This is a genomic window from Pseudomonas sp. R5-89-07, from assembly GCF_003851685.1.
GTDB lineage: Bacteria > Pseudomonadota > Gammaproteobacteria > Pseudomonadales > Pseudomonadaceae > Aquipseudomonas.
In genome coordinates, this window is record NZ_CP027727.1 from 2,506,874 (window position 1) to 2,529,148 (window position 22,275).

A 22,275-nucleotide genomic window follows, 5' to 3' on the forward strand; every position below is an offset into this window, starting at 1 on the left:
CATGCTTCCCTGACCCCCTGCATACCGTTTGGATACCGCCATGAACCGCAACGACCTGCGCCGCGTCGACATGAACCTGCTGGTGATTTTCGAAGCCCTGATGTTCGAGAAAAACCTGACCCGGGTCGCCGAGAAACTCTTCATGGGCCAGCCGGCGGTGAGTGCGGCACTGGGCCGCCTGCGCGACCTGTTCGACGATCCGCTGCTGCTGCGCAATGGGCGCGGCATGGAACCCACGCCACGGGCGCTGGCGATACTCAACGAGTTGCAACCGGCCATGGACACCATTTCAGGCGCCGTCAGCCGCGCCAAGGATTTCGACCCCTCCACCAGTTGCGCGGTGTTTCGCATCGGGCTGTCCGACGATGCGGAGTTCGGCCTGTTCCCGCCGCTCCTCAGCCGCCTGCGCGAAGAAGCGCCAGGCATTATCGTGGTGGTGCGCCGGGCCAACTTCCTGTTGATGTCGTCGCTGCTGGCCAGTGGCGAAATCTCGGTGGGGGTGAGCTACACCACCGAACTGCCGGCCAATGCCAAGCGCAAGAAGCTGCGCGATATTCCCTGCAAGGTGCTGCGCGGTGATGATGGCGAGGCGCCATTAACGCTTGACGATTATTGCGCCAGGCCCCATGCGATGGTGTCGTTCTCCGGCGACCTGAGCGGCAATATCGACCTGGACCTGGCGCGCATCGGCCGCTCGCGGCGGGTGGTGCTGGCGGTGCCACAGTTCAGCGGCTTGCGCGCATTGCTGGCCGGCACGCAGATCATCGCGACCGTGCCCGATTACGCCGCGTGCGCATTGACCGAGGGCACCCGCCTGCGCGCCGAAGACCCGCCGTTTGCAATTGACGCAGCCGAACTGTCGATGGTGTGGAGCGGGGTGCATGACAACGACCCGGCCGAGCGCTGGCTGCGCGGGCGGATTGCGGAGCATATGGCGGCGGGGGGCTGACTGCAGATCAAAAAATGTGGGAGGGGGCTTGCCCCCGATTGCGGTGTGCCAGTGTCCATGTCCTTGACTGATCCACCGCTATCGGGGGCGAGCCCCCTCCCACATAAAGCCAAACAGCACATAAAAGCCAAACAGCACATACATCCAATTTCGCCCAGCCCCAACCCGCCAAACTCCTCCTATCGCTCAATGCCCCGGGGGAGACACCCAACATGGACCCAACAGCCACCACCAGCCCGGACGAAGTCGTCACCCTGGTCGTCAAACACCGGGTCAAGCCCGGCCGAGAAACCGAGTACGAAGCCTGGCTACGGCGCATCGTGCGCATCGCGGGCGAGCGCCCCGGCCACCTTGGGGTCGACGTGGTGCGCAGCCAGCAGGGCGGCATGGCGCTGTTCACCTGCGTCTTGCGCTACCGCTCCACCGCAGCCCTGGAGTTGTGGCTTGAATCGCCGCAACGCCAAACGCTGATCGACGAAGCTGCACCGATGCTGGCGGACGGCGACCAGACGGAAGTCGGCGGCGCCAATGAGTTCTGGTTCGCGCCCCAGGCTGACGGCGCCGCCAAGCCGCCGCGCTGGAAGCAGGCAGTGGTCAGCCTGTTCGTGATCCTGCCGCAAACCCTGCTCCTACCGTTCATCTGGGGGCCGATCCTGCGGTTGCACCCGTTTCTGTCCAACTACGTGGTCTCCACCTTCCTGGTCACCCTGACCATCGTGCTGCTGGTGGTGTACGTGCTGATGCCGGCCGCCACCCGCCTGTTCGCTCCCTGGCTTGAAGCCTCTGTAAAGGAAACCCTATGAACGCCGACCTGATTCTGTTCAATGGCCAGTTCCACACCGTGGACCGGGAAAACCCACGCGCCAGCGCCGTCGCCATCCGTGACGGGCGTTTCGTCGCGGTAGGCACTGACGGTGAGGCCATGGCCCTGCGCGGCAGCGGCACCCAGGTCATCGACCTCAAGGGCCGTACGGTGATCCCCGGCCTCAACGACTCGCACCTGCACCTGATCCGCGGCGGGCTGAACTACAACCTTGAGTTGCGCTGGGAAGGCGTGCCGTCCCTGGCCGATGCCTTGCGCATGCTCAAGGACCAGGCCGACCGTACCCCTACGCCGCAATGGGTGCGGGTGGTGGGCGGCTGGAACGAATTCCAGTTTGCCGAAAAACGCATGCCCACCCTGGAAGAACTCAACCAGGCCGCGCCGGATACTCCGGTGTTCGTGCTGCACCTGTACGACCGCGCCTTGCTCAACCGTGCGGCGTTGCGCGTGGCCGGCTACACCAAGGACACACCGAACCCACCGGGTGGCGAGATCGTGCGTGACAGCAACGGCAACCCCACCGGCATGCTGGTGGCGCGGCCTAACGCGATGATCCTGTACTCGACCCTGGCCAAAGGCCCCAAACTGCCGCTTGAATACCAAGTCAACTCCACACGCCAGTTCATGCGTGAACTCAATCGCCTGGGCCTGACCAGCGCTATCGATGCCGGCGGCGGTTTCCAGAACTATCCCGACGACTACGCGGTGATCGAGCAACTGGCCAAGGACCAGCAGTTGACGGTGCGCATTGCCTACAACCTGTTCACCCAGAAGCCCAAGGAAGAGCTCAGCGACTTCAAGAACTGGACCGGCAGCGTCACCCTGCATCAGGGCGATGACTACCTGCGCCACAACGGCGCCGGCGAGATGCTGGTGTTTTCGGCCGCCGACTTCGAAGACTTCCTCGAGCCGCGTCCCGACCTGCCGCTGACCATGGAGCAGGAGCTGGAACCGGTGGTACGCCACCTGGTGGAGCAGCGCTGGCCGTTCCGCCTGCACGCCACCTATGACGAGTCGATCTCGCGCATGCTGGATGTGTTCGAGAAGGTCAACCGCGACATCCCGTTCAATGGCCTTCCATGGTTCTTCGACCATGCCGAAACCATCACCCCGAAAAACATCGAACGCGTGCGCGCCCTCGGCGGCGGTATCGCGATCCAGGACCGCATGGCGTTCCAGGGCGAATACTTCGTCGAGCGCTACGGTGCCAAGGCCGCCGAAGCCACGCCGCCGATCAAGCGCATGCTCGCCGAAGGCGTACCGGTCGGCGCGGGCACCGATGCCACGCGGGTCTCGAGCTACAACCCGTGGACGTCGCTGTACTGGATGGTCAGCGGCCGCACCGTCGGTGGCCTGGAATTGCACGCCGAGGGCCTGCCGCGCCTCACCGCGCTGGAACTGTTCACCCACGGCAGCGCCTGGTTCTCGTCCGAACAGGGCAAAAAGGGCCAGATCAAGGTCGGCCAATTGGCGGACGTCGCGGCACTCTCGGCGGACTTTTTCAGTGTCGATGAAGAAGCCATCAAGTGGATCGAATCGGTGCTCACCGTGGTCGGCGGCAAGGTGGTCTACGGCGCCGGCGATTTCGAAGATTTCGCACCGCCGCGTGTGCCGGTACTGCCGGACTGGTCGCCGGTGGTCAAGGTGCCGGGGCACTGGCGTCCGAACTCGCCCCTGCAAGCCCAGGTTCACCAGTGCAGCGGCCCGTGCGGCGTGCACTCCCACAGCCATGAAAAAGCGCGTCTTTCCAGTGCGCCGGTCAGCGACTTCCAGGGGTTCTGGGGTGCGTTTGGCTGCTCTTGCTTTGCCTTCTGATTCAACACCCACCAAGGAGTTAACCCATGACTTACTCGCGTTTGAACAAAGATGATGCTGTTGTACTGATGGTCGATCACCAGACCGGCCTGATCTCGCTGGTGCAGGATTTCTCCCCCAACGAATTCAAGAACAACGTGCTGGCCCTGGCCGACGTGGCCAAGTTCTTCAACCTGCCGACCATCCTGACCACCAGTTTTGAAGCCGGCCCCAACGGCCCTCTGGTTCCGGAACTCAAGGCCCTGTTCCCGGACGCGCCGTACATTGCCCGCCCTGGCCAGATCAACGCCTGGGACAACGAAGACTTCGTCAAGGCCGTCAAGGCGACCGGTCGCAAGCAGATCATCATTGCCGGTGTGGTGACGGATGTGTGCGTGGCCTTCCCAACGCTGTGCGCCCTGGCCGAAGGCTTCGAGGTGTTCGTGGTCACCGACGCCTCCGGTACCTTCAACGAGACCGTACAGCAAGCCGCGTGGGCGCGTATGACCGCTGCGGGTGCGCAACTGGTGAACTGGTTCGCCGTGGCCTGCGAGCTGCAGGTGGACTGGCGCAATGACATGGAAGGCCTGGCCAACCTGCTGTCGCCGCGCATCCCCAACTACCGCAACCTGATGAACAGCTACTCGGCGTTCACCGCCAAGTAAAAGGTATAGGTAATCCCCTGTGGGAGGGGGCTTGCCCCCGATAGCGGTGTATCAGTCAGCTTATTCAGAACTGACCCACCGCCATCGGGGGCAAGCCCCCTCCCACATTTGGCTGTGTTCACATTGGGTTTGTGGTGTTGCGACTATCCAGTTATAAAACAGCCTAATGTCCACCGAGAAGTGACAATGAACCCCTTCGAAGACATGCGCCTGTTCTGTCAGGTCATGGAATCCGGCAGCTTCACTGCCGCCGCCGAGCAACTGGGCCTGTCCAAACAGTTCGTCAGCCGCCGCCTGATCCAGCTGGAAGAGCGCCTCGGCGTGCGCCTGCTCAACCGCTCCACGCGCCGCCTGGATGTCACGCCGCTGGGCCAGAGCTACTACGAATCGGCCTTGCGCCTGCTCGGTGATGTGGAGCAAGTGGAGCAGGGCATCGCCGGGCAGAACAGCGAACCGCGCGGCACCATTCGTCTCAGCGCGCCATTGTCGTTTGCCATGGCGCATCTGGGTTGCCTGTTGCCGCTGTTTCTGCAGCGCTATCCCGAGGTGGCGGTGGAAGTCGACCTCAGCGACCGCCCGGTGGACCTGATCGGCGAAGGCTATGACCTGGTGCTGCGGATCGGCACCCTGGAAGATTCCACCCTGATCGCCCGGCGTATTGCCAGCATCCCGAGGGTGTACTGCGCCAGCCCCGGCTACCTGGCCCTGCGCGGCACGCCGCAAAAACCCGATGACCTCGCCGGGCACGATTGCCTGCCGTACGGCCACGGGCGCCACGTGCAATGGCGCTTCAAGGGCAAGCTGCAAGCGTTGAACGTGAGCGGGCGCATGCGCGTCAATAACGGCGACCTGCTGCGTGACACCGCGATTGCCGGCCTGGGCGTGACCTACCTGCCGACCTTTATCGTCGGCGAGGCGTTGAAGGACGGCCGCCTGGTCAGCGTACTCGACGAATTCGCCCCCGAAGCCCTGACGCTCTCGGCGGTGTACCCCCAGCATCGGCAGAGTTCGCGGCCGGTGCAGGCGCTGGTCGAGTTCCTGCGCGAACGCCTGGCTAGCGGCTGCTGAACAACTGCCGGATCAGGCTGGGGGTGCTGCCGGTCCAGCGCTTGAACGCGCGCCGAAAGTTCGCGGCGTCGCTGAAGTTCAGGTAAGCGGCTACTTCTTCGTTACTGAACCCTTTGGCCTGGTACAGGTGCAATGCCATGTGCTTGCGCACCCGGTCCACCTGTTGCTGAAAACCGGTGTCGTGCTTGTGCAGCTTGCGCTTGAGGGTGGCCGGGCTCATGGCGAAGGCCTGCGCGGCCTGTTCCAGGCTCGGTGGCTGGCGCACGTGGTCGCGCAGGTAGTCGTAGAGGCCGTCCAGAAAGCTCGCGGCAAAGCCCAACTGGTCGATCTGTTCGCGGGCTTGCTGGCGCGCCACTTGCCCCGCCGTGGCCGAGGCACCAGGCCAGGCGCGGGTGAGGTATTGGCGGGGGAGGCACATCATGTCCAGCGGGCGTTCGAAGCGTGTTTGCTCGCCCAGGTGCACCCAGTACTGTTCGACATAGCGCGGCTCGGCATGGCTGAAACTGCACACCCAGGGCAGGCGTTCGCCGCTGAGCCATTGGCTCATGGCAACCAGCGAGGTCATGCTCGCTTCCAGCAGAAAGCGCCAGTGCTCGCCGGCGCCGCAGCTGTCCCGCCAGTACAGGTAAGCGTGCTGCTCATCCAACTCCAGGCGCAGCGTGGCCAGCGGGCTGAGCAGCACCTGTTGCTGGATAACAATCTCCAGGGCCTGATGCAGATTCTGTGCATGCCCCAGGGCATGGCTGGCCGCGCCGTAGTAGCCGGGCAGCAGGCGTTGGCCAAACAGGAAGCTGCTGTCGTCGGCGTCCAGCAGCTTGCGGCTGTTGCCGATCAAGCCGAGGAACTGCTGCGGGCTCAAGCGTGCGTTGCCGGCCAGGATGTCTTCGTGGAACAGCCCGGTGCCGCGCAGCAGGCGATGGCTGTCGATGTCCCGGGACAAGGCCAGGTCGATCAGTGTGGCGGGTTGGTAATGGCCGGGGATGAAGCGGCTGTCGTTTTCATACCCGCTGGTTTTCACGGCCACCTCAGGCGCTTTTCGCAAGGGGTTGCTTGGCCCGCGCCAGCGCCAGGTTCAGGCGCTTGAGCAGCTCCTGGGGCGCCTCGTCCAGGGCCATTACCACCGCCGTGGTCGCCGCCAGTTGCAGGCGCTCCCCTTGCAGCCGGGTTTTGTGCGACAGGCTCTGCACCGCCTGCTGCAACTCCAGCGCCAGCTCCTTGGCCTGGCGCTCGCCGGTGTTGGGCAGCAGCACCACAAAACGGTCACCGGCCAGTCGGCATAGCAGGTCCTGGCGGCGCAGGTTGAGCAGCAGCACATGGCTGACCGCCTGCAGCACCGCATCGCCCTCGGCATGCCCGTAGGCCTGGTTGATGGCGGCAAAGTTGTCCAGGTCCACGGCCAGCAGCGACAGCGGTTGCTGCTGGTTGCGGCTGTCGTGCAAGCTGCCTTCGAGTTGGCGCTTGAGGTAATCGGCACCGGCCAGGGGCGTGAGTTTGTCGAACAGCCGATGCTCGCGGAACAGGCGCTCGCGCTTTTCCATCTGCGCGCTGATTGCCAGTTGCTCGCGGTGCCAGTGGTAGATGCCGATCGTCAGCAGGATCATGCCCACCGGCATCGGCCCCGACTCCAGCCAATGGTCCCAGGTGATGCTGTCGGGCAGGCGGATGAACTCGTCGAGGCTGTCGATCCACCAGGAAAAAAATATGCACGACAGGCCCAGTGCCAGGTAGTTGGTGACCCGTCCGGCGGGTCGGCTTTTCAGTACCAGGCCCAGCCAGATCAACGCGAGCAGCGCCGAACCGCCTTCGCCGACGATGTCCAGCCACTCCCATTCGCTGATGCTTTTAAGCTCGCCGCAAGCCAGGTGCAGGATCAACCCGAGGTTGGCGGCGACCAGCAGCGCGGCGAGTTTCCAGCGATGGGGTGTGAGCACGGAAAACATGGCTGCGCGTCCTTGGATGATTCAATCGTGGGCGCCAGCACAGCAGATGAATATGACGGTTGCGTGACAGCGGGGGGAGGGTCGGATTAGCTCATGCCAAACACACGGGAGGTCAAAAAATGTGGGAGGGGGCTTGCCCCCGATAGCGGTGCATCAGTCAATGGATATGCAGCTGACCCAACACCATCGGGGGCAAGCCCCCTCCCACAGGGGATCTTCAGCGGTCATATCAGCTCATTTTCATCAGCAGCACCGCTCTAAACCCCGGTTTTCCTGGCTTTGCAGCCCTGGCTGTCACAGAACCGTCATCCCCCATCCCTAGCTTGCCCTCCCAGTTGCCGGGCCTCTTGCCTGGCGCCAACGGATTTGGGGAGGGTTTCATGTACAAGCGCACCGGGCTCGTCAGCTTCACGCTTAGCGCCTTGGCCCTGGCGATCATCTGCGAACGGCTCGACGCCGCCGAAGCGGCGACCACCGAGCACGTCGACGTGGTGGGGCAGGCTGCCGCCATCGGCAGTGCCCTCAAGGAGCAGCGCAGCTCCGACAGCATCAAGAGCGTGGTGCATGCCGACGGCGTGGCGCAGTTGCCCGATGAAAACGTCGCCGAGGCGGTGCAGCGCCTGCCGGGGATCAGCGTCGAGCGTGACCAGGGCGAAGGCCGCTTTGTCAGCGTGCGCGGCCTGGGCCCGGACCTCAACAGCGTGACCATCAACGGCACCCTGGTACCGTCGCCCGAGAGCGAACGCCGCGCCGTGGCCCTCGACGTACTGCCTTCGGAACTGGTGCAGTCGCTGTCGGTGATCAAGACGCTCACGCCGGACATGGACGCCAACTCCCTCGGCGGTACCGTCGACGTGAAAAGCCTGTCGGCGTTCGACCACAAGGGCTTGTTCTACACCGGCAGCACCGAGGCCAGCTACGACAAGAACACGCGCCAGACCAGCCCGAAATTCTCCGGTGCCGCCAGCAACCGTTTCAGCCTGGGCGACGGTATCGACAACTTCGGCGTAGCTGCCGCCCTCAGTTGGCAGAAGCGTGATTTTGGCTCGGACAACGTCGAAACCGGCGGCGCCTGGGATTTCAACAACGGCGCCCGGCTCAATGAGTTCGAACAGCGCGACTACGACATCAGCCGCGAACGCGCCGGTGGCGGCCTGAACTTCGACTACAAGCCCGATGACCTGAGCAGCTACTATCTGCGCACCCTCTACAGCCGTTACAAGGACACCGAAACCCGCAACGCTGCCAGCCTCGAGTTTGCCGATCCCCAGGCGCCCGGCGAGTTGGGCGAGGCCGAGGGCAAGCGCAAGCTCAAGAACCGCGAGGAAACCCAGCAGATCCAGTCCTACGTGTTCGGCGGCGAACGCATGCTTGGCCTGTGGACCTTGAGCGGCCAGGCCGGCTACAGCCGCTCCAGTGAAGACAGCCCGGCGCATATCGCCGGCGCCACCTTCGACGGCGGGGATTTCGCCGACAGCGGCTTCTACGACACGGCCAAGCCACGCCCGATCATCGGTAACGGCTTCTACGACGCCAGCAACTTCACCCTCGATAAAGTCGACTGGGAGAAACAGCACACCCAGGACACCGAGAAAAACCTGCGCCTGGACCTGGCCCGCGACTACGACCTGGGTGGCTACGCGTCCCAGTTCAAGTTCGGCGGCAAGGTCAGCCGACGTCACAAGGACAACGACCTGGAAGCCTGGGCCTACAAGGACCTGGATGAGCAGGGCTTCACTGACGAACAGCTCAACCTCACCCAGTTTCAGAAAGGCAACCTCGACTACCGCCTTGGCCGCTTCGGGCCGGGCATCAGCGCGGGCAATATTCGCCAACTGATTGGCGGCCTGAACCGCGACGACTTCTATGACCCGACCGAATCCCGGGTCAACGACTTCACCATCCGCGAAGACATCAACGCCGGTTACCTGATGAACACCCTCGATATCGACGACTGGCGCTTCATTGCCGGGATGCGCTACGAGGGCACCGAGTTCGAAGCCAAGGGCACCGGCGCCACGGACGGCCAGTTCAGCGCCACCGAGACCAAGCGCCGCTATCACCACTGGCTGCCGGGCCTGCATGCGCGCTACCAGATCGACAAGAACACCCAAGTGCGCGCGGCCTGGACCAAATCCGTGGTGCGCCCGACCTTCGGCCAGCTGGCGCCCGGTTTCGTGATCGACGATGACGAAGCCACCTTCGGCAACCCGGACCTCAAGCCCCTGGAGTCGAGCAACCTGGACCTGGGCATCGAACACTTCATGGGCCGTGCCGGCACCGTGTCGGCGTTCGTGTTCTACAAGGACATTCAGAACTTCGTCTACAACACCGACGTCGCCGGCACCGGCGCGTGGGCCAACTTCGCCGAGGCGCACACCTTCGCCAACGGCGACAGCGCCAAGCTGTATGGGCTGGAGCTGGCCTATTCGCAAAAATTCGACTGGCTGCCGGCGCCGTGGAACGGCCTGCTGATCGGTGCCAACAGCACCTTCAGCCGCTCAAGCGCGGATATCGAAGGCTTTGACAACGCCAGCGGCCGCAACCGCAAGCGCAATATCAGCCTGCCCAACCAGTCGGACACCGTCGGCAACCTGATGCTGGGCTGGGAAGACGACAAGCTCAGCCTGCGCCTTTCGGCCAACTACAAGTCGGCCTACCTGTACGAGCTGGCCTCGATCAACGACAAGGCCCATGACCTGCACGTGGACGCGCAAACCTTCGTCGATTTCAGCGCGCGCTACTCGCTGACCAAGCAACTGCAAGTCAGCTTCGAAGCGCAGAACCTCACGGACGAGTCGTACTTCGTCTACACCGGCCACCGCAGCTACAACGGCCAGTACGAGGAGTACGGGCCTACTTACAAGCTGGGCCTGACTTTCACTCATTTCTAACCCACACCTGGCTCCAACTGTGGGAGGGGGCTTGCCCCCGATTAGGGGGTGTCAGTGATGCATCTATGACTGACCCACTGCTATCGGGGGCAAGCCCCCTCCCACATTGGATCTTCATCGTATCTAAAGGATTTGTTTGTCCATGAGAATTTGTAAGCTGTTGCTGTTGATGGCTCTTTCAGGCCAGGTGTTCGCAGTTGACCTGGCCTTGACCCCGTGGGCACCCGGCCTGAAGGTCGAAGCGGTCGCCTTCCTGCCCAACGCCACCCAGCGCCTGGCCGCCAGTGTCCGCGATGGCCTGTTGCTGCTTGACGATAAAGGCACCGAACTGGCCCGCTTCAAAGGCAGCTTCAGCAGCCTCGATATCCGCGCTACAGATACCGGGGTGCTGGTCGCCAGCCTCGACAACGACCGCCAGCAGGTGGCGCTGATCAACCTCGAGGTCGCCAGCAAAACCTGGGGCACGCCGCTGTACCTGCCTGCCCGCGATTACCCGGTAAACGGTGTGTGCCTGTACCGCGATTCGGCGGCCAACCTGTTTGTGTTCCTGGTGGGCGAGGAGGGCAAGGGCGAGCAGTGGCTGGTGGGCAACGGCGCGACGCTGCTGGCCCAGGCGCAGCGCGTACGCGGCCTGCCGCTGCCGCCTTCGGCGCAGTTCTGCCAGGTGGACGATGCGGCCGAGCGCCTGGTGGTCAACGAAGAGAACGTTGGCTGGTGGGCCTACCCGGCGCACCCGGAAGCCGAGGTGAAACGCACACCCGTGGCGCTGTTCGACAGCCCCAGGCGCGAAGCCGGCGCCATCGCGCTGATGCCGGGCGGGATGCTGGCGCTGGACCCGAAAACCGCACAGTTGCATCTGTTCCAGCACACCGGCGAACGTTGGGCCGAGCAATCAAGCCTGAGCTTGCCGGGCCTCAAGGAGCCTGAGCAACTGGCGATCAACGGTCGGCAGCTGCTGGTGCGCGATGACGACAGCGGCCAGCTCTATCAGGGCCAACTCGACTGGCAGCCCACGCCGGTGCCGCCGGCTCCGGTGCTGCCCCAGGTCGCCGCGCTGCGCCAGACCGAACCGGTGAGTCGCCAGGGCGATGCGGCGGATGATCCTGCGATCTGGGTTCACCCGCACACACCCGCGAAAAGCCGGGTGCTGGGCACCAACAAGAAACAGGGCCTGCTGGCCTACGACCTCGACGGCAAGCTGCTGCAGGAACTGGCCGTGGGGCGCCTGAACAACGTCGACATACGCCCCAACTTCAAGCTTGGAACGCAGACCGTCGACCTCGCCGTCGCCAGCAATCGCGACCGCAACAGCCTGAGCCTGTTCAGCATCGACCGCCAGAGCGGCGAGCTGCAGGAAGCCGGCGAAGTGCCGACGCCGCTCAAGGAAATCTACGGTATGTGCCTGTTCCAGCCCGCCAGCGGGGAAATCTATGCAATCGCCAATGGCAAGGACGGCACCTTCCTGCAATACCGCTTGAGTGCGCCAGGCGGGCGTGTGCAGGGCGAGCTGGTGCGCCAGTTCAAGGTCGACAGCCAGCCGGAAGGCTGCGTGGCCGACGATCAGCGCCAGCGCTTGTTTCTGGGTGAGGAAGACGTCGGTGTGTGGACCGTGGATGCCCGCGCCGACCAACCGGCCACGCTGACCAGTGTGATCAAGGTCGGCGCCCAGTTGCATGCCGACGTCGAGGGCCTGGCGCTGTACCAGAGCCCGGCGCGGGATTACCTGGTGGTCTCAAGCCAGGGCAATGACAGCTACCTGGTGCTCGACGCCGAACCGCCGTTCGCCGTGCGCGGGGCCTTTCGCGTCGGCTTGAACGCTGCCGCCGGCATCGATGGCGCCTCGGAAACCGATGGCCTCGAAGTCACCGCCATCAACCTCGGAGGGCCTTGGAGCCAGGGCATGCTGGTGGTGCAGGACGGGCGCAAGCGCATGCCCGAGCAAACCCAGAACTTCAAGTTCGTGCCCTGGGCCGAGGTGACCCGCGCCTTGGAATTGCCCTGAGCTGTCATCACCCGGTCATCCGTTTTTAATCGAATAGGAGCTTCACCATGCACGCGACGATGGAACATATGACGATCTGGAGTTTGATCAGCGACGCCAGCCTGTTGGTCAAGGCGGTGATGGTCACGTTGTTGCTGGCCTCCTTGACCAGTTGGTACTTGATCATCCGGCGCGGCAGCGTGCTGCGGCGCCTGGAGCGGCAGTTGCACGATTTTCTGGTGCGCTTTCGCGCCGCCACGGATTTGCAACCCTTGTACCGCCAGGCCGTGCAGGCGGGCGAGGGCGGGGTGGCGCCGATCTTTATCGCCGGCCTGCAGGAATACCAGCACCTGCACAACCATGACCCCGCCGTGCTCGAAGGCGTAGAGCGCGCCTTGCAGGTGGCGATCACCGAGCAGGAGATGGAACTGGAAAAGGGCCTGCAATTTCTCGCGACGGTGGGCTCGGTCAGCCCCTATATCGGTCTGTTCGGCACGGTGTGGGGCATCATGAATTCCTTCCTCGGCTTGTCCCAGGTGCAGCAGGCCACGCTGTCGACGGTGGCGCCGGGCATCGCCGAGGCCCTGATTGCCACGGCCATCGGCCTGTTTGCGGCGATCCCGGCGGTGATTGCCTACAACCGCTTCGCCGCGCGTAGCCAGACCCTGCTCACTCGCTACTACGCCTTCGGCAACGAACTGCAAGTGCGCTTGCACCGTGCCCTGCGGGGCACCCCGATCAACCTGGCCGTGGCCGCCTGAACAAGGAGCGAACCGATGTTGACCAGGCCGCAACGCAAGCACGGGCCCAAGGCCGAAATGAACGTGGTGCCCTACATCGACGTGATGCTGGTGCTGCTGGTGATCTTCATGGTCACCGCGCCCATGCTCACCCAGGGCGTGAAGATCGAGTTGCCCAAGGTCGCCGCCGAGGCGCTGGCCAGCGACACCCGCCAGCAGATCCTGACCTTGTCGGTGAAGGCGGACGGCGGCTACTACTGGAACCTGGGCGGCGAGCTCGACACCCGCAACCAGACCGACAGCGCGGTGAGCCTGGAGGAAATGGGCGCCAAGGTGACGCAAGTGGTGGCGGCGCGCAGCGACACCCAGGTGTATATCCGCGCTGACGACAACGCCGGGTACGGCCGCGTGGTGGCGGCCATGGCGGTGTTGCAAAAGGGCGGGGTCAGCAACCTGGGGCTGGTGACCGAGGCCCCGCAATGACCGCGATGATCATGCACGGCCCGACGCGGGCGCCAGACAGCGACGCGATGTGGCGCCACGGCCTGGCCGCCAGCCTGGCCGTGGCGCTGCATGTGGGGGTGGTGGCGGCATTGATGCTGGGCTGGTCCACCGAGAAACCGCAGGTGGACGCGCCACGGGTGATGCACACGCAACTGGTGGTGATGCCCGCGCCGACGCCTGCGCCTGCGCCGGTAGCGCCCGCATTGCCAGAGCCTGTTGCGGTCCCGGTATCGGTGCCAGTCAAACCGACGGTTGACCCACAAATCCAGGCGCAAAAACTCGAGAAAGCCGCCCTGGCGCGCAAGCGGGTCGAAGAGAAAAAAGCCGAGCAGCAACAGCAGCGCCTGGCCACCGAGCAGCGTAATCGAGAGCTGGAGCAGCAACGTCAGAACCAGCAGCGTGTGGCTTCCGAGAAAGCCCAAGCCGCCGTGCCGGCACCCGCTCCGGCGTTCGACAGTCGTCAATACCAGCCGTTGAGCAAGGAAGCACCGGACTACCCTGAGCGCGCGCTGGACAAGAACATCGAAGGCGACTGCTCGGTGGAATACACCGTCAATACCCAGGGCCGCGTGGAAAACCCCAAGGTGTTGGACGGCTGTCACCCGTTGTTCATTCGGCCTTCATTGGCGGCGGCGAATACCTTTCGCTACCAACCGAGGATGGTCGACGGCCAGGCCGTGGCGGTACCGGCGGTGCGCAACACCTTCCACTACCGCATCAAATAATGGTTAACACCGAACCAGTGTGGGAGGGGGCTTGCCCCCGATAGCAGTGTGTCAGTCTCTACATCCATGGCTGATCCACCGCTGTCGGGGGCAAGCCCCCTCCCACATTTGAACCGCATCAGGCGTTAGCGGGATTCGCCAGTTCGATACCCGAAACATAGCGCTCCAGATTGGCCAGGAACGTATCGGCAATCTCCTCCTTGCTGTTGGTCGAAATCGCCGAGGTATGCGGCGACAACCGCACCCGTGGATGGCTGTACAACGGATGCCCGTCCGGCAACGGCTCCGGCTCGGTCACGTCCAGTGACGCCAGGCCGATCTGGCCATTGTCCAGTGCCTCCAGCAATGCCTCCTGATCCAGCAACCCACCGCGCGCGATGTTGATCAGGTGCAGCCCCGGCTTGGCGCTGCCCAGCACGTCACGGTTGATGATGTGCCGCGTGGCTTCGGTCAGCGGTGCCGCCACCACCAGGTGGTCGGCCCGGGCGAACAAGTCGTGAATGTCCTTGGCGGCTTCTACACCCACGTCAAACGGTGCCTGGCTCTGACGCAGTGCGAGTACATTGATACCCAGGGCCAGGGCTTTTTGCGCCAGGCTTTGACCAATCGCGCCGAAGCCGAGGATGCCCAGGGTGGTGCCCTTGAGCGGGCGCAACGCGGTGAACTGCCACTGCGAATCCTGCACCCAGATGTCCGGCAAATGCTTGGCCGCGGCAAAGATCGCCGCCAGGGCGAACTCGGCGAGGTTGTCGGCCGCGCTGCCCCGTGACGTAGTGACGGGCGGGCCGTTGAACAGCCAGCGCGGGTAAAAGTCGATGCCCGATGACACCAGGTGCACCCATTGCGCACCGTAGGGCCAGCCGGGTGGCGGTGTATCGGGTGCGGTGTAGCCGCGCACGTTGATGGGGCGCAGCAGCAGGATGTTCGCCTGGGGCGGCAGGTCGCTCGGTACGCCGGCGGGCACGCCGATCACCTGGGCGTGAGGGTGCTGCGTGGCGAGACGTGCGCGGATCACGTCGTTGTAGTCTTCGTCCAGCTGGCTGGCAATGATCACCTGACTCATGTGCGTGCCTTCTGGCGTTGGGCGAACGCCGCTTTACCGACGCCCTGCAGCACGGCATCGTTCTGGGGGGTATGCACGCGGCTGCACAGCACGTCGCGGTAATGCCGTTGCAGTGGGCTGTGCCGTGACAGGCCAGGGTTGCCCGAGGCTTCGATGGCCAGCTCGACCGCGCGAATGGCGTTGCCGGTCACCAGATACTTCAATTGCGCAGCGTTGGCCGCTGGGGTGTGGCCTTCGGCGGCGGCATCGAGCAGGCTGCGGTTGGCAAACAGCAGGGTGTCGATATGGCCGACGGTCTCCTGGAAACGCGGCAAGGTCGACAGCGCCGCACCGAGATTCGACGGCTGGCGCTCCTCCAGCCAGTTTACCAGCCAGTCCCGTGCGGCCTGGGCCACGGCGTCGTACACCGAGGACAGCAGCACCGACATCCACAAAAAGCCCTCGCCATCCAACTCCGGCTGCGGCGCGCTCCAGGGGCTGACGCTGACGGCGTGGTCCAGCGGCACCAGCACATTGTCGAGCACCACTTCATGGCTGCAGGTGGCGCGCATGCCCAGGTGATCCCAGGTGTCGATGATGCTCACGCCGGGGCTGTGCCTGGGCACCAGCCAGGCGCCCACCAGCGGGTCGGCGTCGTCACTGCGCGCCCATACGCTGAACCAGCTCAGGCCGTGGCTGCCGGTGGAGTAGATCTTGCGCCCGCTGATGCGCCAGCCTTCGGCGGTGCGTACCGCGGTGGTCGCCGGCAAGCCACCACGGGCCGGGGTGCCCAGATCCGGCTCGACGCGCAGGGCATTGATCAGCGCGCCATGGCGCACCGCGTCCTCGGCCACTTGCACGCGCAGGTGCTGGGGCCAGGTTTTACTGTCTTGCAAACGAGTGTGTTGCAGGTACTGCATCACCAGGATCAGTGCGGTGGAGGGCTCGCCCTTGGCAACTGCGCTGATGGCTTTGCGCGCCAGGGGCAGGCTGGCACCGCCGCCGCCGAGAGCCCTGGGCACGGTGAGGGCGACCAGACCGTGGGCTTGCAGCCGCTTGAAATTATCGTGGGGAAAGGCGCCGCTTTCATCATAAAGGTGAGCGGTACTGGCCAGCTCGGCGCTGAGGCGTTCGAGCGTCGTGTCGAAATTGACCGCTTCCACAGCACGTAAGGACAATTGAGTCATGAGGATGTACTCGGTCAAAAATGTGGGAGGGGCGGTGCGACGATTCGACTTGCCCCCGATGGCGGTGTGTCAGGAAGCAGATTTATTGGCTGAACCACCGCTATCGGGGGCAAGCCCCCTCCCACAGGGGATGGTGGTCAGGCCAGGGCCTTTTCTGTGGTTTCGATCAGGCTGTAGCGGTTGGCCGGCACCTCCAGTCCGAGGTTGTCGCGCAACGTCTGTCCGCTGTACTCGGTACGGAACAAGCCCCGCTGCTGCAGCACCGGCACCACCAGCTCAGTGAAGTACTGCAAGCCATCGGGCAGCACCGAGTTGATGATGAAACCATCACTGGCGCCTGCTTCGAACCAGCGCTGGATGGCATCGGCGACCTGCTCCGGCGTGCCGACGAAATCGCGCTTGGGCCGCGAGAACCGCAGCGCCACTTCGCGCAAGCTCAGGCCTTCGTCCCGGGCCAATTGCTTGATGCGCTCGGAGCCGCCTCTCTGGCTGTTGGCGCCCAGATCGCCCAGTTCCGGGAACGGCGCATCAAGCGGGTACTGGCTGAAATCATGGTCATTGAACGGACGGCCCAGGGCGACAATCGCATCTTCCACGGTGACCAGCTCCACCGCCTGCTGGTAACGGCTTTCCACCTCGGCGGCGTCGCGCCCGACAATCGGCCGGATACCCGGCAGGATCGACAGGTTGCCGGGGTCACGCCCAAAGCCCTTGGCACGGCGTTTCAAGTCGGCCGTATAGGCTTTGCCTTCCTCGATCGTCTCCACGTGCACAAAGATGGCGTCGGCATGTTGCGCGGCAAAGTTGCGCCCGTCTTCCGAGGTTCCGGCCTGGAAGATCACTGGCTGGCCCTGGCGCGAACGCGCGATATTCAGCGGGCCCTTGACCGAGAAGAACTCGCCCTTGTGGTTGAGCGCATGCAGCTTGTGCGGGGTGAAGAACTCGCCGCTGTGCTTGTTGTAGGCAAAGGCATCGTCCTCCCAGGAGTCCCACAGGCCCTTGACCACATCCAGGTGTTCCTTGGCGATGCGGTAACGCACGGCGTGAGGCGGGTGTTCGGCTTTGCCGAAATTATCGGCGGTGCCGCTCAGCCACGAGGTGACCACGTTCCAGCCGGCGCGCCCACCGCTGATATGGTCCAGCGAAGCGAACTGGCGCGCCACCTGGTAGGGCTCGGTGTAACTGACGGTCACGGTGGCGACCAGGCCGATGTGCGTAGTCAGCGCGGCCAGCGCCGAAAGAATCGTCAGCGGTTCGAAACGGTTGAGGTAGTGCGGGCTGGACTTGGCATGGATATGCAGGCTGTCGGCGATGAACACGAAGTCGAACCGCGCGGCTTCGGCCAGTTCGGTCTGCTGTTTGTAAAAGCCGAAATTCGTGCTGGCGTCGGGCTGCGCCTTTGGGTGGCGCCATTCGCCCCAGCCGTGGCCGACACCGTGAACCATGGCACCGAGTTTCAATTGACGTGGCTTGCTCATGTTCTGCTCCTTAGCGCGATGCTTGGGAATTGGGGGCACGTTGGGCGTTGAAGCGCTTGTCGAAGCCTTGCGACACATCGATGTGCCGGCTCAACAGGCCTTCCTTCTGGTAAGTGTCGGCGGTGGCCTGGAGGCCGCTGATCACCGCGTCGTCAATCAGCACCGGGGACAGGCGAGTGTCCTTGGCCACTTCGATGTGCACGGCCAACGGCAGGCCGGTGATTTTGGCCTGGGCGGCGGCATATTCCTCGGGATGCGCGTTGGCCCAGGCGTAGGCGCGGTCCACGCGGGCGACAAAGTCGTCCAGTTGCACGCGCTTGTCGGCGATGGCCTGGCTGGTGGCGGCGAAGTACAGGTGATTGCTCAGCAGGTTTTTGCCGCTGACCAGCACACGGGCGTTGCTTTGGGAGGTGACCACGGTGGTGTACGGGTCCCAGGTCGCCCAGGCATCGGCGGTGCCATTGTCCAGTACCAGTCGGGATTCGGCGGGCAGCAGGAAGATGAATTGCACGTCCTGCGAGGTCAGGCCCGCACTGGCCAGTGCCTTGATCGCCAGGTAATGCCCGATGGAGCCACGCCCGGTGACGATTTTCTTGCCCTTGAGGTCGGCTGCGGTCTTGATCGGCGAATCCTGGGGCACCAGCAGCGCGGTGGTGTTACGCCCTTCGGCGTGGATGATGCTGATCACCTTGAGCGACGCCCCGGCGCCGAGCGCGAACACATAGGGCGCATCGCCCAGCGCGCCGACGTCCACCGCGCCGGCATTCAGGGCTTCGCCCAGGGGCGAGGCCGAGGGGAATTCCGACCATTTGATCTCGTATGGCACGTTTTGGGTTTCGCCAGAGGCTTCCAGCAGCGCTTTGATCGTCGACTTCTGGTTGGCCACGCGCAGGGGTTGCAGGTCGGCGGCGTGGGCGTTGCCGAGCAGGCCGAGGGCGAGGGCGCCGCCCAGCAGCAAGCGCTTGAAGGGGGTAGTGAACAGCATGGGACAGACTCCAGGCGTTGGATAAAGGAAGGTACCTCCGCCTGGAGAAGGGGTCGGATTTCCGGGAACGGTGTTGCGGTGGATCAGATGACGTAGAAACCGTGGGTGGCGTCGCGCGCCAGTTGCTCGACCAGGCCGAATTCCCAGTCCAGGTAGGCCTGCATGGCTTCCCGTGGGTTATCGGTGCCTTCATAGGGGCGGCGATAGCGGTCGATGCGCGGTGAGGCCAAGTGAGTTTCACCTTCTTCGAGCGGCAGTTGCGCGGCGATCCAGGCGGCGGTACCACCCTGCAGCAGGAACACTTGGCTGCCGGTCAGGGCTTCGACTTCGGCCACCGCCAGGCGCGCCAATTGGCTGCTGCCGCAGGTCAATACGTAGCGCTGCTCGCGGGGCACCTTGGCCAGCGCCTCGGGCAGTTGCGCGCGCAACACCCACCAGGCACCGGGGATATGGCGCTTGACGTAATTGGCGCTGGCGGTGAAGTCCAGCACCACCGTGTCGCCATGCTCGAGCCAGTCGGCCAGGGTGTGCGGGCTGATCAGTTCGGCCTGGGGCGGCGGGGGCACCGGCGCGCCCCAGGCACCCTGTTCACTGAAGTGCGCGGCTTGCAGCTCGTCGAGCACATAGACTTCCCAACCCAGTTGGGCAAGCCAGGACGCCGACATGTTTGCGCGCACGCCGTCATCGTCCACCAGCACCAGGCGCGCACCGCGCACGCTGGCGACGTGGTCGGTTTCCTGCACCAGCTGCCCGCCCGGTGTGGAACGGGCGCCGGGCAGGTGGCCGGCCTCGAATTCTTCCGGGGTGCGCACGTCGAACAGGTAGGTGGTGCGGGCCGCGTCCTGCTGCCAGCGTTGCAGATCAGCCAGGCTGGCACGGCCGACGCGGGCCTTGTCGGCCACGCCGCGTGCGGCCTGGGCGGCGGTTAGGCGGTGTTCCTCGCTGGTCGGTGCAAAGCGGCGCGCCTGGCCATGGGCTAGTTTTTGCCCGGCCAGGGTCCAGCCGATGGTGCCGTTACGCAGCGCCGACACCGGGTTGGCCACGCCAGCGTTGATCAGCGACTGGGTGCCGATAATGCTGCGGGTGCGCCCGGCGCAGTTGACGATAATGCGCGTGGCCGGGTCCGGGGCCAGTTCACGGGCGCGCAGCACCAGTTCGGCACCCGGCACGCTGATGCCGGTGGGGATGCTCATGGTCTGGTATTCATCGAAGCGCCGGGCGTCGAGCACCACCACATCGGCCTGATTGTCGAGCAGCGCCTGGACCTCTTCGGCGGCCAGGGACGGCGTGTGGCGCTGGCTTTCCACCAATTCGCCAAAGGCCTTGCTCGGCACGTTGACGTCGATAAACAGCTCGCCACCGGCCTGGCGCCAGCCCTCAAGCCCGCCTTCCAGCAGGCTGACTTGGGTGTAGCCCAGCGCAAGCAGGCGATCGGCGGCGCGCTCGGCCAACCCTTCACCGTTGTCGTACAGCGTGACCTGAGTGTCGCGGCGTGGAATGCGCGAATACACCTCCAGTTCCAGCTTGGACAGGGCAATGTTCGCGGCAAACAGCGGGTGGCCTTCGGCAAACGGCGCTTCCTCACGCACGTCTACCAGGGCGACTTCTTCATGGTCCAACAGGGCCTGGCGAATCTGGGCGTAGCTGCGGGTCGATACGGTGCTCATAAGGCAGGGCTCTTTTCTTTGGACAGGTCCCAGATATTGGGGAGGTAGGCGTTGGAATAACCGGAGATAAACAGTTTCTCGCTGCCATCGGGCTGATACACCGCTCGGCGCACCGCGCCGATGTTGGCGCCGTACACGTGAATGCTGATGGACACCTGATCGGCGTGGGCATTGCTCACCTGATGGATATCACCGATCTTCGGCGACACCGCTTCGACCTGGCCCGGCAACAGTTGCACCGGCTTGCCCTCGGCAACCAGCGTGCCATCGGGCGCCCGGGCAAAGCCTTGGGAAAACTCTGCACCGCGCAACATGCCGATCAGGCCCCACACGCGATGGTCATGAATTGGCGTGCGTTGCCCCGGCCCCCACACAAAGCTGACGATGCTGAAACGCTGGCGCGAATCGGCATGCAGCAGAAATTGCTGGTAACGCTCGGGGTCGGGTTGGGCGAAGTCGTCGGGGAGCCAGTCATCATGGCTGACCAGTTGCGCCAGCAGCTTGCCGCCACGGTGCAGCAGGTCGCCCTCACGCGGGTTGCCGTCGATCAGCTCAGCCAAGGCGCCGATGAAGGCGCGCAGTCTCTCGGGGTGTCGGGCCTGGCTCATGAACATTCCATTAGCGGTTTTGATAGGCTTATCTAAGCATAATGTTAATGGTTAATATGCTATTTTTTAATGATTAGCTTATAGCTCAAGGTAATTTAGAACCGGCCTGTATAGCGTTAGACGTTATCGATCACAGCGCGGGCTATCCAGACCGTGTTGCGCGAACTATGCTTCGCGCACATCTTAATGACTGATCTCTATGTGCGGCCCAAATGAAAATTGACGATATCGATGCCTTTGTCGAAGTGATTCGTTGCCAGTCCATCAGCCATGCCGCCGAGTCGTTGCAACTGACCCAGCCGGCCATCACCCGCCGCGTGCAGAACTTCGAGCAGGCGCTGGGGGTGGAGCTGTTCGACCGCAACACCAAACCCCTCAAGCCGACACTGATCGGCACCCGGGTGTATGAGCAATGCCGGCTGATCCTGCGGGAGATGGACGCGCTGCGCGAATTGGTCGCCACCGACGCACCGCCCACCGGCGTGCTGCGCCTGGGCGTGCCGCAGACCATTGGCGATGTGGTGCTGCTGGATGCGCTCAAGCAGTTGCGCACCGACTACGCCGACCTGCGCGCCCAGGTCGCCACTGGCTGGGGCAGCCAACTGGTGGGCAAGATCGAGCGCGGCGAGCTGGATGCGGCGGTGGCGTTGTTTCCGGCGGGCAAGATTTTTCCGGACAATATCGTCGGTGAGTCCATCGGCAAGATGGAGCTGGTGGTGGTGTGCGCCAAGGCGCAACTGCCGAAAAAGCCGTGCAAGCTGGCCGACGTGTACCAGGGCGGCTGGATTCTCAACCCGGACGGGTGTGGCTTCCGGGCCGGTTTGCAGCGCACCTTGTCCGACCAGGGCCTGGCCTTGCGGGTCAACCTGGAAACCTTCGGCACCGAGTTGCAATTGGGGTTGGTCGCCGATGGGCTGGGCCTTGGCCTGGTGCCGCGCCCGCTGCTCGAGCGCAGTGCCCATCGAGAGCAACTGGCGGTGATGCCGCTGAAAGACTTCAAGCCGGTGATGGATCTGTGGCTGATCTATCCGCATTTCCTTGGCAACCTGCAAGGGCCGGTGGATGCGTTTGGCCGGTGGGTGGCGAACTCCCTGCACAAGATCCGCAACGCTGCCTGAGTCCTTGTGGGAGGGGGCTTGCTCCAATGCCGGCCAGTTAAGCGAAAGTGGTTCACTGTAGGAGCGAGCTTGCTCGCGAAAAACGCCCAGGCAACGCGTTCATTCTG

General features: G+C 64.1%; 19 protein-coding genes. 11 read left to right on the plus strand and 8 right to left on the minus strand.

Annotated elements, in window-relative coordinates; genetic code table 11:
• Positions 1-40: 40 nt before the first annotated feature.
• The 5 genes from C4J94_RS11485 to C4J94_RS11505 all read left to right on the plus strand — a co-directional run bounded on the left by C4J94_RS11485 (position 41) and on the right by C4J94_RS11505 (position 5,299).
• Positions 41-949, plus strand: coding sequence for a LysR family transcriptional regulator (locus C4J94_RS11485; protein ID WP_124386260.1), 909 nt, complete (start codon positions 41-43; stop codon positions 947-949).
• A gap of 212 nt (positions 950-1,161) precedes the next feature.
• Entirely contained in the window at positions 1,162-1,752 is a 591-nt protein-coding gene (locus C4J94_RS11490; RefSeq protein ID WP_124386261.1) for an antibiotic biosynthesis monooxygenase, read from the plus strand.
• Positions 1,749-3,587: an amidohydrolase gene (locus C4J94_RS11495; RefSeq protein WP_124386262.1), complete on the plus strand. Its 1,839-nt coding sequence runs from the start codon at positions 1,749-1,751 to the stop codon at positions 3,585-3,587. The genes C4J94_RS11490 and C4J94_RS11495 overlap by 4 nt, the downstream gene beginning before the upstream one ends.
• Positions 3,588-3,613: 26 nt before the next feature.
• Positions 3,614-4,231, plus strand: coding sequence for an isochorismate family cysteine hydrolase YcaC (gene ycaC / locus C4J94_RS11500; protein ID WP_124386263.1), 618 nt, complete (start codon positions 3,614-3,616; stop codon positions 4,229-4,231).
• 186 nt (positions 4,232-4,417) lie between these two features.
• Complete coding sequence (locus C4J94_RS11505) at positions 4,418-5,299, plus strand: LysR family transcriptional regulator (RefSeq protein ID WP_124386264.1); 882 nt, start codon at positions 4,418-4,420, stop codon at positions 5,297-5,299.
• Here C4J94_RS11505 and C4J94_RS11510 read toward each other — a convergent pair.
• A complete protein-coding gene (locus C4J94_RS11510) occupies positions 5,286-6,323 on the minus strand; it encodes an AraC family transcriptional regulator (RefSeq protein ID WP_124386265.1) in 1,038 nt (345 codons plus the stop codon). The two genes, C4J94_RS11505 and C4J94_RS11510, sit on opposite strands and share 14 nt — an antisense overlap.
• A gap of 1 nt (position 6,324) precedes the next feature.
• On the minus strand, positions 6,325-7,239 hold the full coding sequence (locus C4J94_RS11515) for a GGDEF domain-containing protein (RefSeq protein ID WP_124386266.1): 915 nt from the start codon (positions 7,237-7,239) through the stop codon (positions 6,325-6,327).
• A gap of 380 nt (positions 7,240-7,619) precedes the next feature.
• Here C4J94_RS11515 and C4J94_RS11520 point away from each other — a divergent pair, with 380 nt between their 5' ends.
• The 5 genes from C4J94_RS11520 (at position 7,620) to C4J94_RS11540 (ending at position 14,083) form a co-directional block, all read left to right on the plus strand.
• Positions 7,620-10,133: a TonB-dependent receptor gene (locus C4J94_RS11520; RefSeq protein ID WP_124386267.1), complete on the plus strand. Its 2,514-nt coding sequence runs from the start codon at positions 7,620-7,622 to the stop codon at positions 10,131-10,133.
• Between the two features lie 142 nt (positions 10,134-10,275).
• The gene (locus C4J94_RS11525) at positions 10,276-12,135 is read left to right on the plus strand and encodes a phytase (RefSeq protein ID WP_124386268.1); all 1,860 of its coding nucleotides are present in this window, start codon (positions 10,276-10,278) and stop codon (positions 12,133-12,135) included.
• 47 nt (positions 12,136-12,182) lie between these two features.
• The gene (gene tolQ / locus C4J94_RS11530) at positions 12,183-12,875 is read left to right on the plus strand and encodes a protein TolQ (RefSeq protein ID WP_124386269.1); all 693 of its coding nucleotides are present in this window, start codon (positions 12,183-12,185) and stop codon (positions 12,873-12,875) included.
• Positions 12,876-12,890: 15 nt separating this feature from the next.
• Positions 12,891-13,337 carry a protein TolR gene (gene tolR / locus C4J94_RS11535; protein WP_124386270.1) on the plus strand — a complete coding sequence of 149 codons (447 nt, stop codon included), beginning with the start codon at positions 12,891-12,893 and terminating at the stop codon, positions 13,335-13,337.
• The gene (locus C4J94_RS11540; RefSeq protein WP_124386271.1) at positions 13,334-14,083 is read left to right on the plus strand and encodes an energy transducer TonB; all 750 of its coding nucleotides are present in this window, start codon (positions 13,334-13,336) and stop codon (positions 14,081-14,083) included. Before tolR ends, C4J94_RS11540 begins: the two co-directional genes overlap by 4 nt.
• A gap of 118 nt (positions 14,084-14,201) precedes the next feature.
• Here C4J94_RS11540 and C4J94_RS11545 read toward each other — a convergent pair whose 3' ends face one another.
• The 6 genes from C4J94_RS11545 to C4J94_RS11570 all read right to left on the minus strand — a co-directional run bounded on the left by C4J94_RS11545 (position 14,202) and on the right by C4J94_RS11570 (position 21,050).
• Positions 14,202-15,146, minus strand: coding sequence for a D-isomer specific 2-hydroxyacid dehydrogenase family protein (locus C4J94_RS11545; protein WP_124386272.1), 945 nt, complete (start codon positions 15,144-15,146; stop codon positions 14,202-14,204).
• Positions 15,143-16,312: an acyl-CoA dehydrogenase family protein gene (locus tag C4J94_RS11550; RefSeq protein ID WP_124386273.1), complete on the minus strand. Its 1,170-nt coding sequence runs from the start codon at positions 16,310-16,312 to the stop codon at positions 15,143-15,145. Before C4J94_RS11550 ends, C4J94_RS11545 begins: the two co-directional genes overlap by 4 nt.
• 137 nt (positions 16,313-16,449) lie before the next feature.
• A complete protein-coding gene (locus C4J94_RS11555; RefSeq protein ID WP_124386274.1) occupies positions 16,450-17,790 on the minus strand; it encodes an LLM class flavin-dependent oxidoreductase in 1,341 nt (446 codons plus the stop codon).
• Positions 17,791-17,800: 10 nt separating this feature from the next.
• Positions 17,801-18,775 (minus strand): ABC transporter substrate-binding protein, encoded by a 975-nt coding sequence (locus tag C4J94_RS11560; protein ID WP_124386275.1) that lies wholly within the window; start codon positions 18,773-18,775, stop codon positions 17,801-17,803.
• Positions 18,776-18,858: 83 nt separating this feature from the next.
• Complete coding sequence (locus C4J94_RS11565; protein WP_124386276.1) at positions 18,859-20,442, minus strand: rhodanese homology domain-containing protein; 1,584 nt, start codon at positions 20,440-20,442, stop codon at positions 18,859-18,861.
• Positions 20,439-21,050 carry a cysteine dioxygenase gene (locus C4J94_RS11570; RefSeq protein ID WP_124386277.1) on the minus strand — a complete coding sequence of 204 codons (612 nt, stop codon included), beginning with the start codon at positions 21,048-21,050 and terminating at the stop codon, positions 20,439-20,441. Before C4J94_RS11570 ends, C4J94_RS11565 begins: the two co-directional genes overlap by 4 nt.
• Before the next feature lie 212 nt (positions 21,051-21,262).
• Here C4J94_RS11570 and C4J94_RS11575 point away from each other — a divergent pair, with 212 nt between their 5' ends.
• Positions 21,263-22,168: a LysR family transcriptional regulator gene (locus C4J94_RS11575; protein WP_124386278.1), complete on the plus strand. Its 906-nt coding sequence runs from the start codon at positions 21,263-21,265 to the stop codon at positions 22,166-22,168.
• The last annotated feature ends 107 nt before the right edge of the window (positions 22,169-22,275 follow it).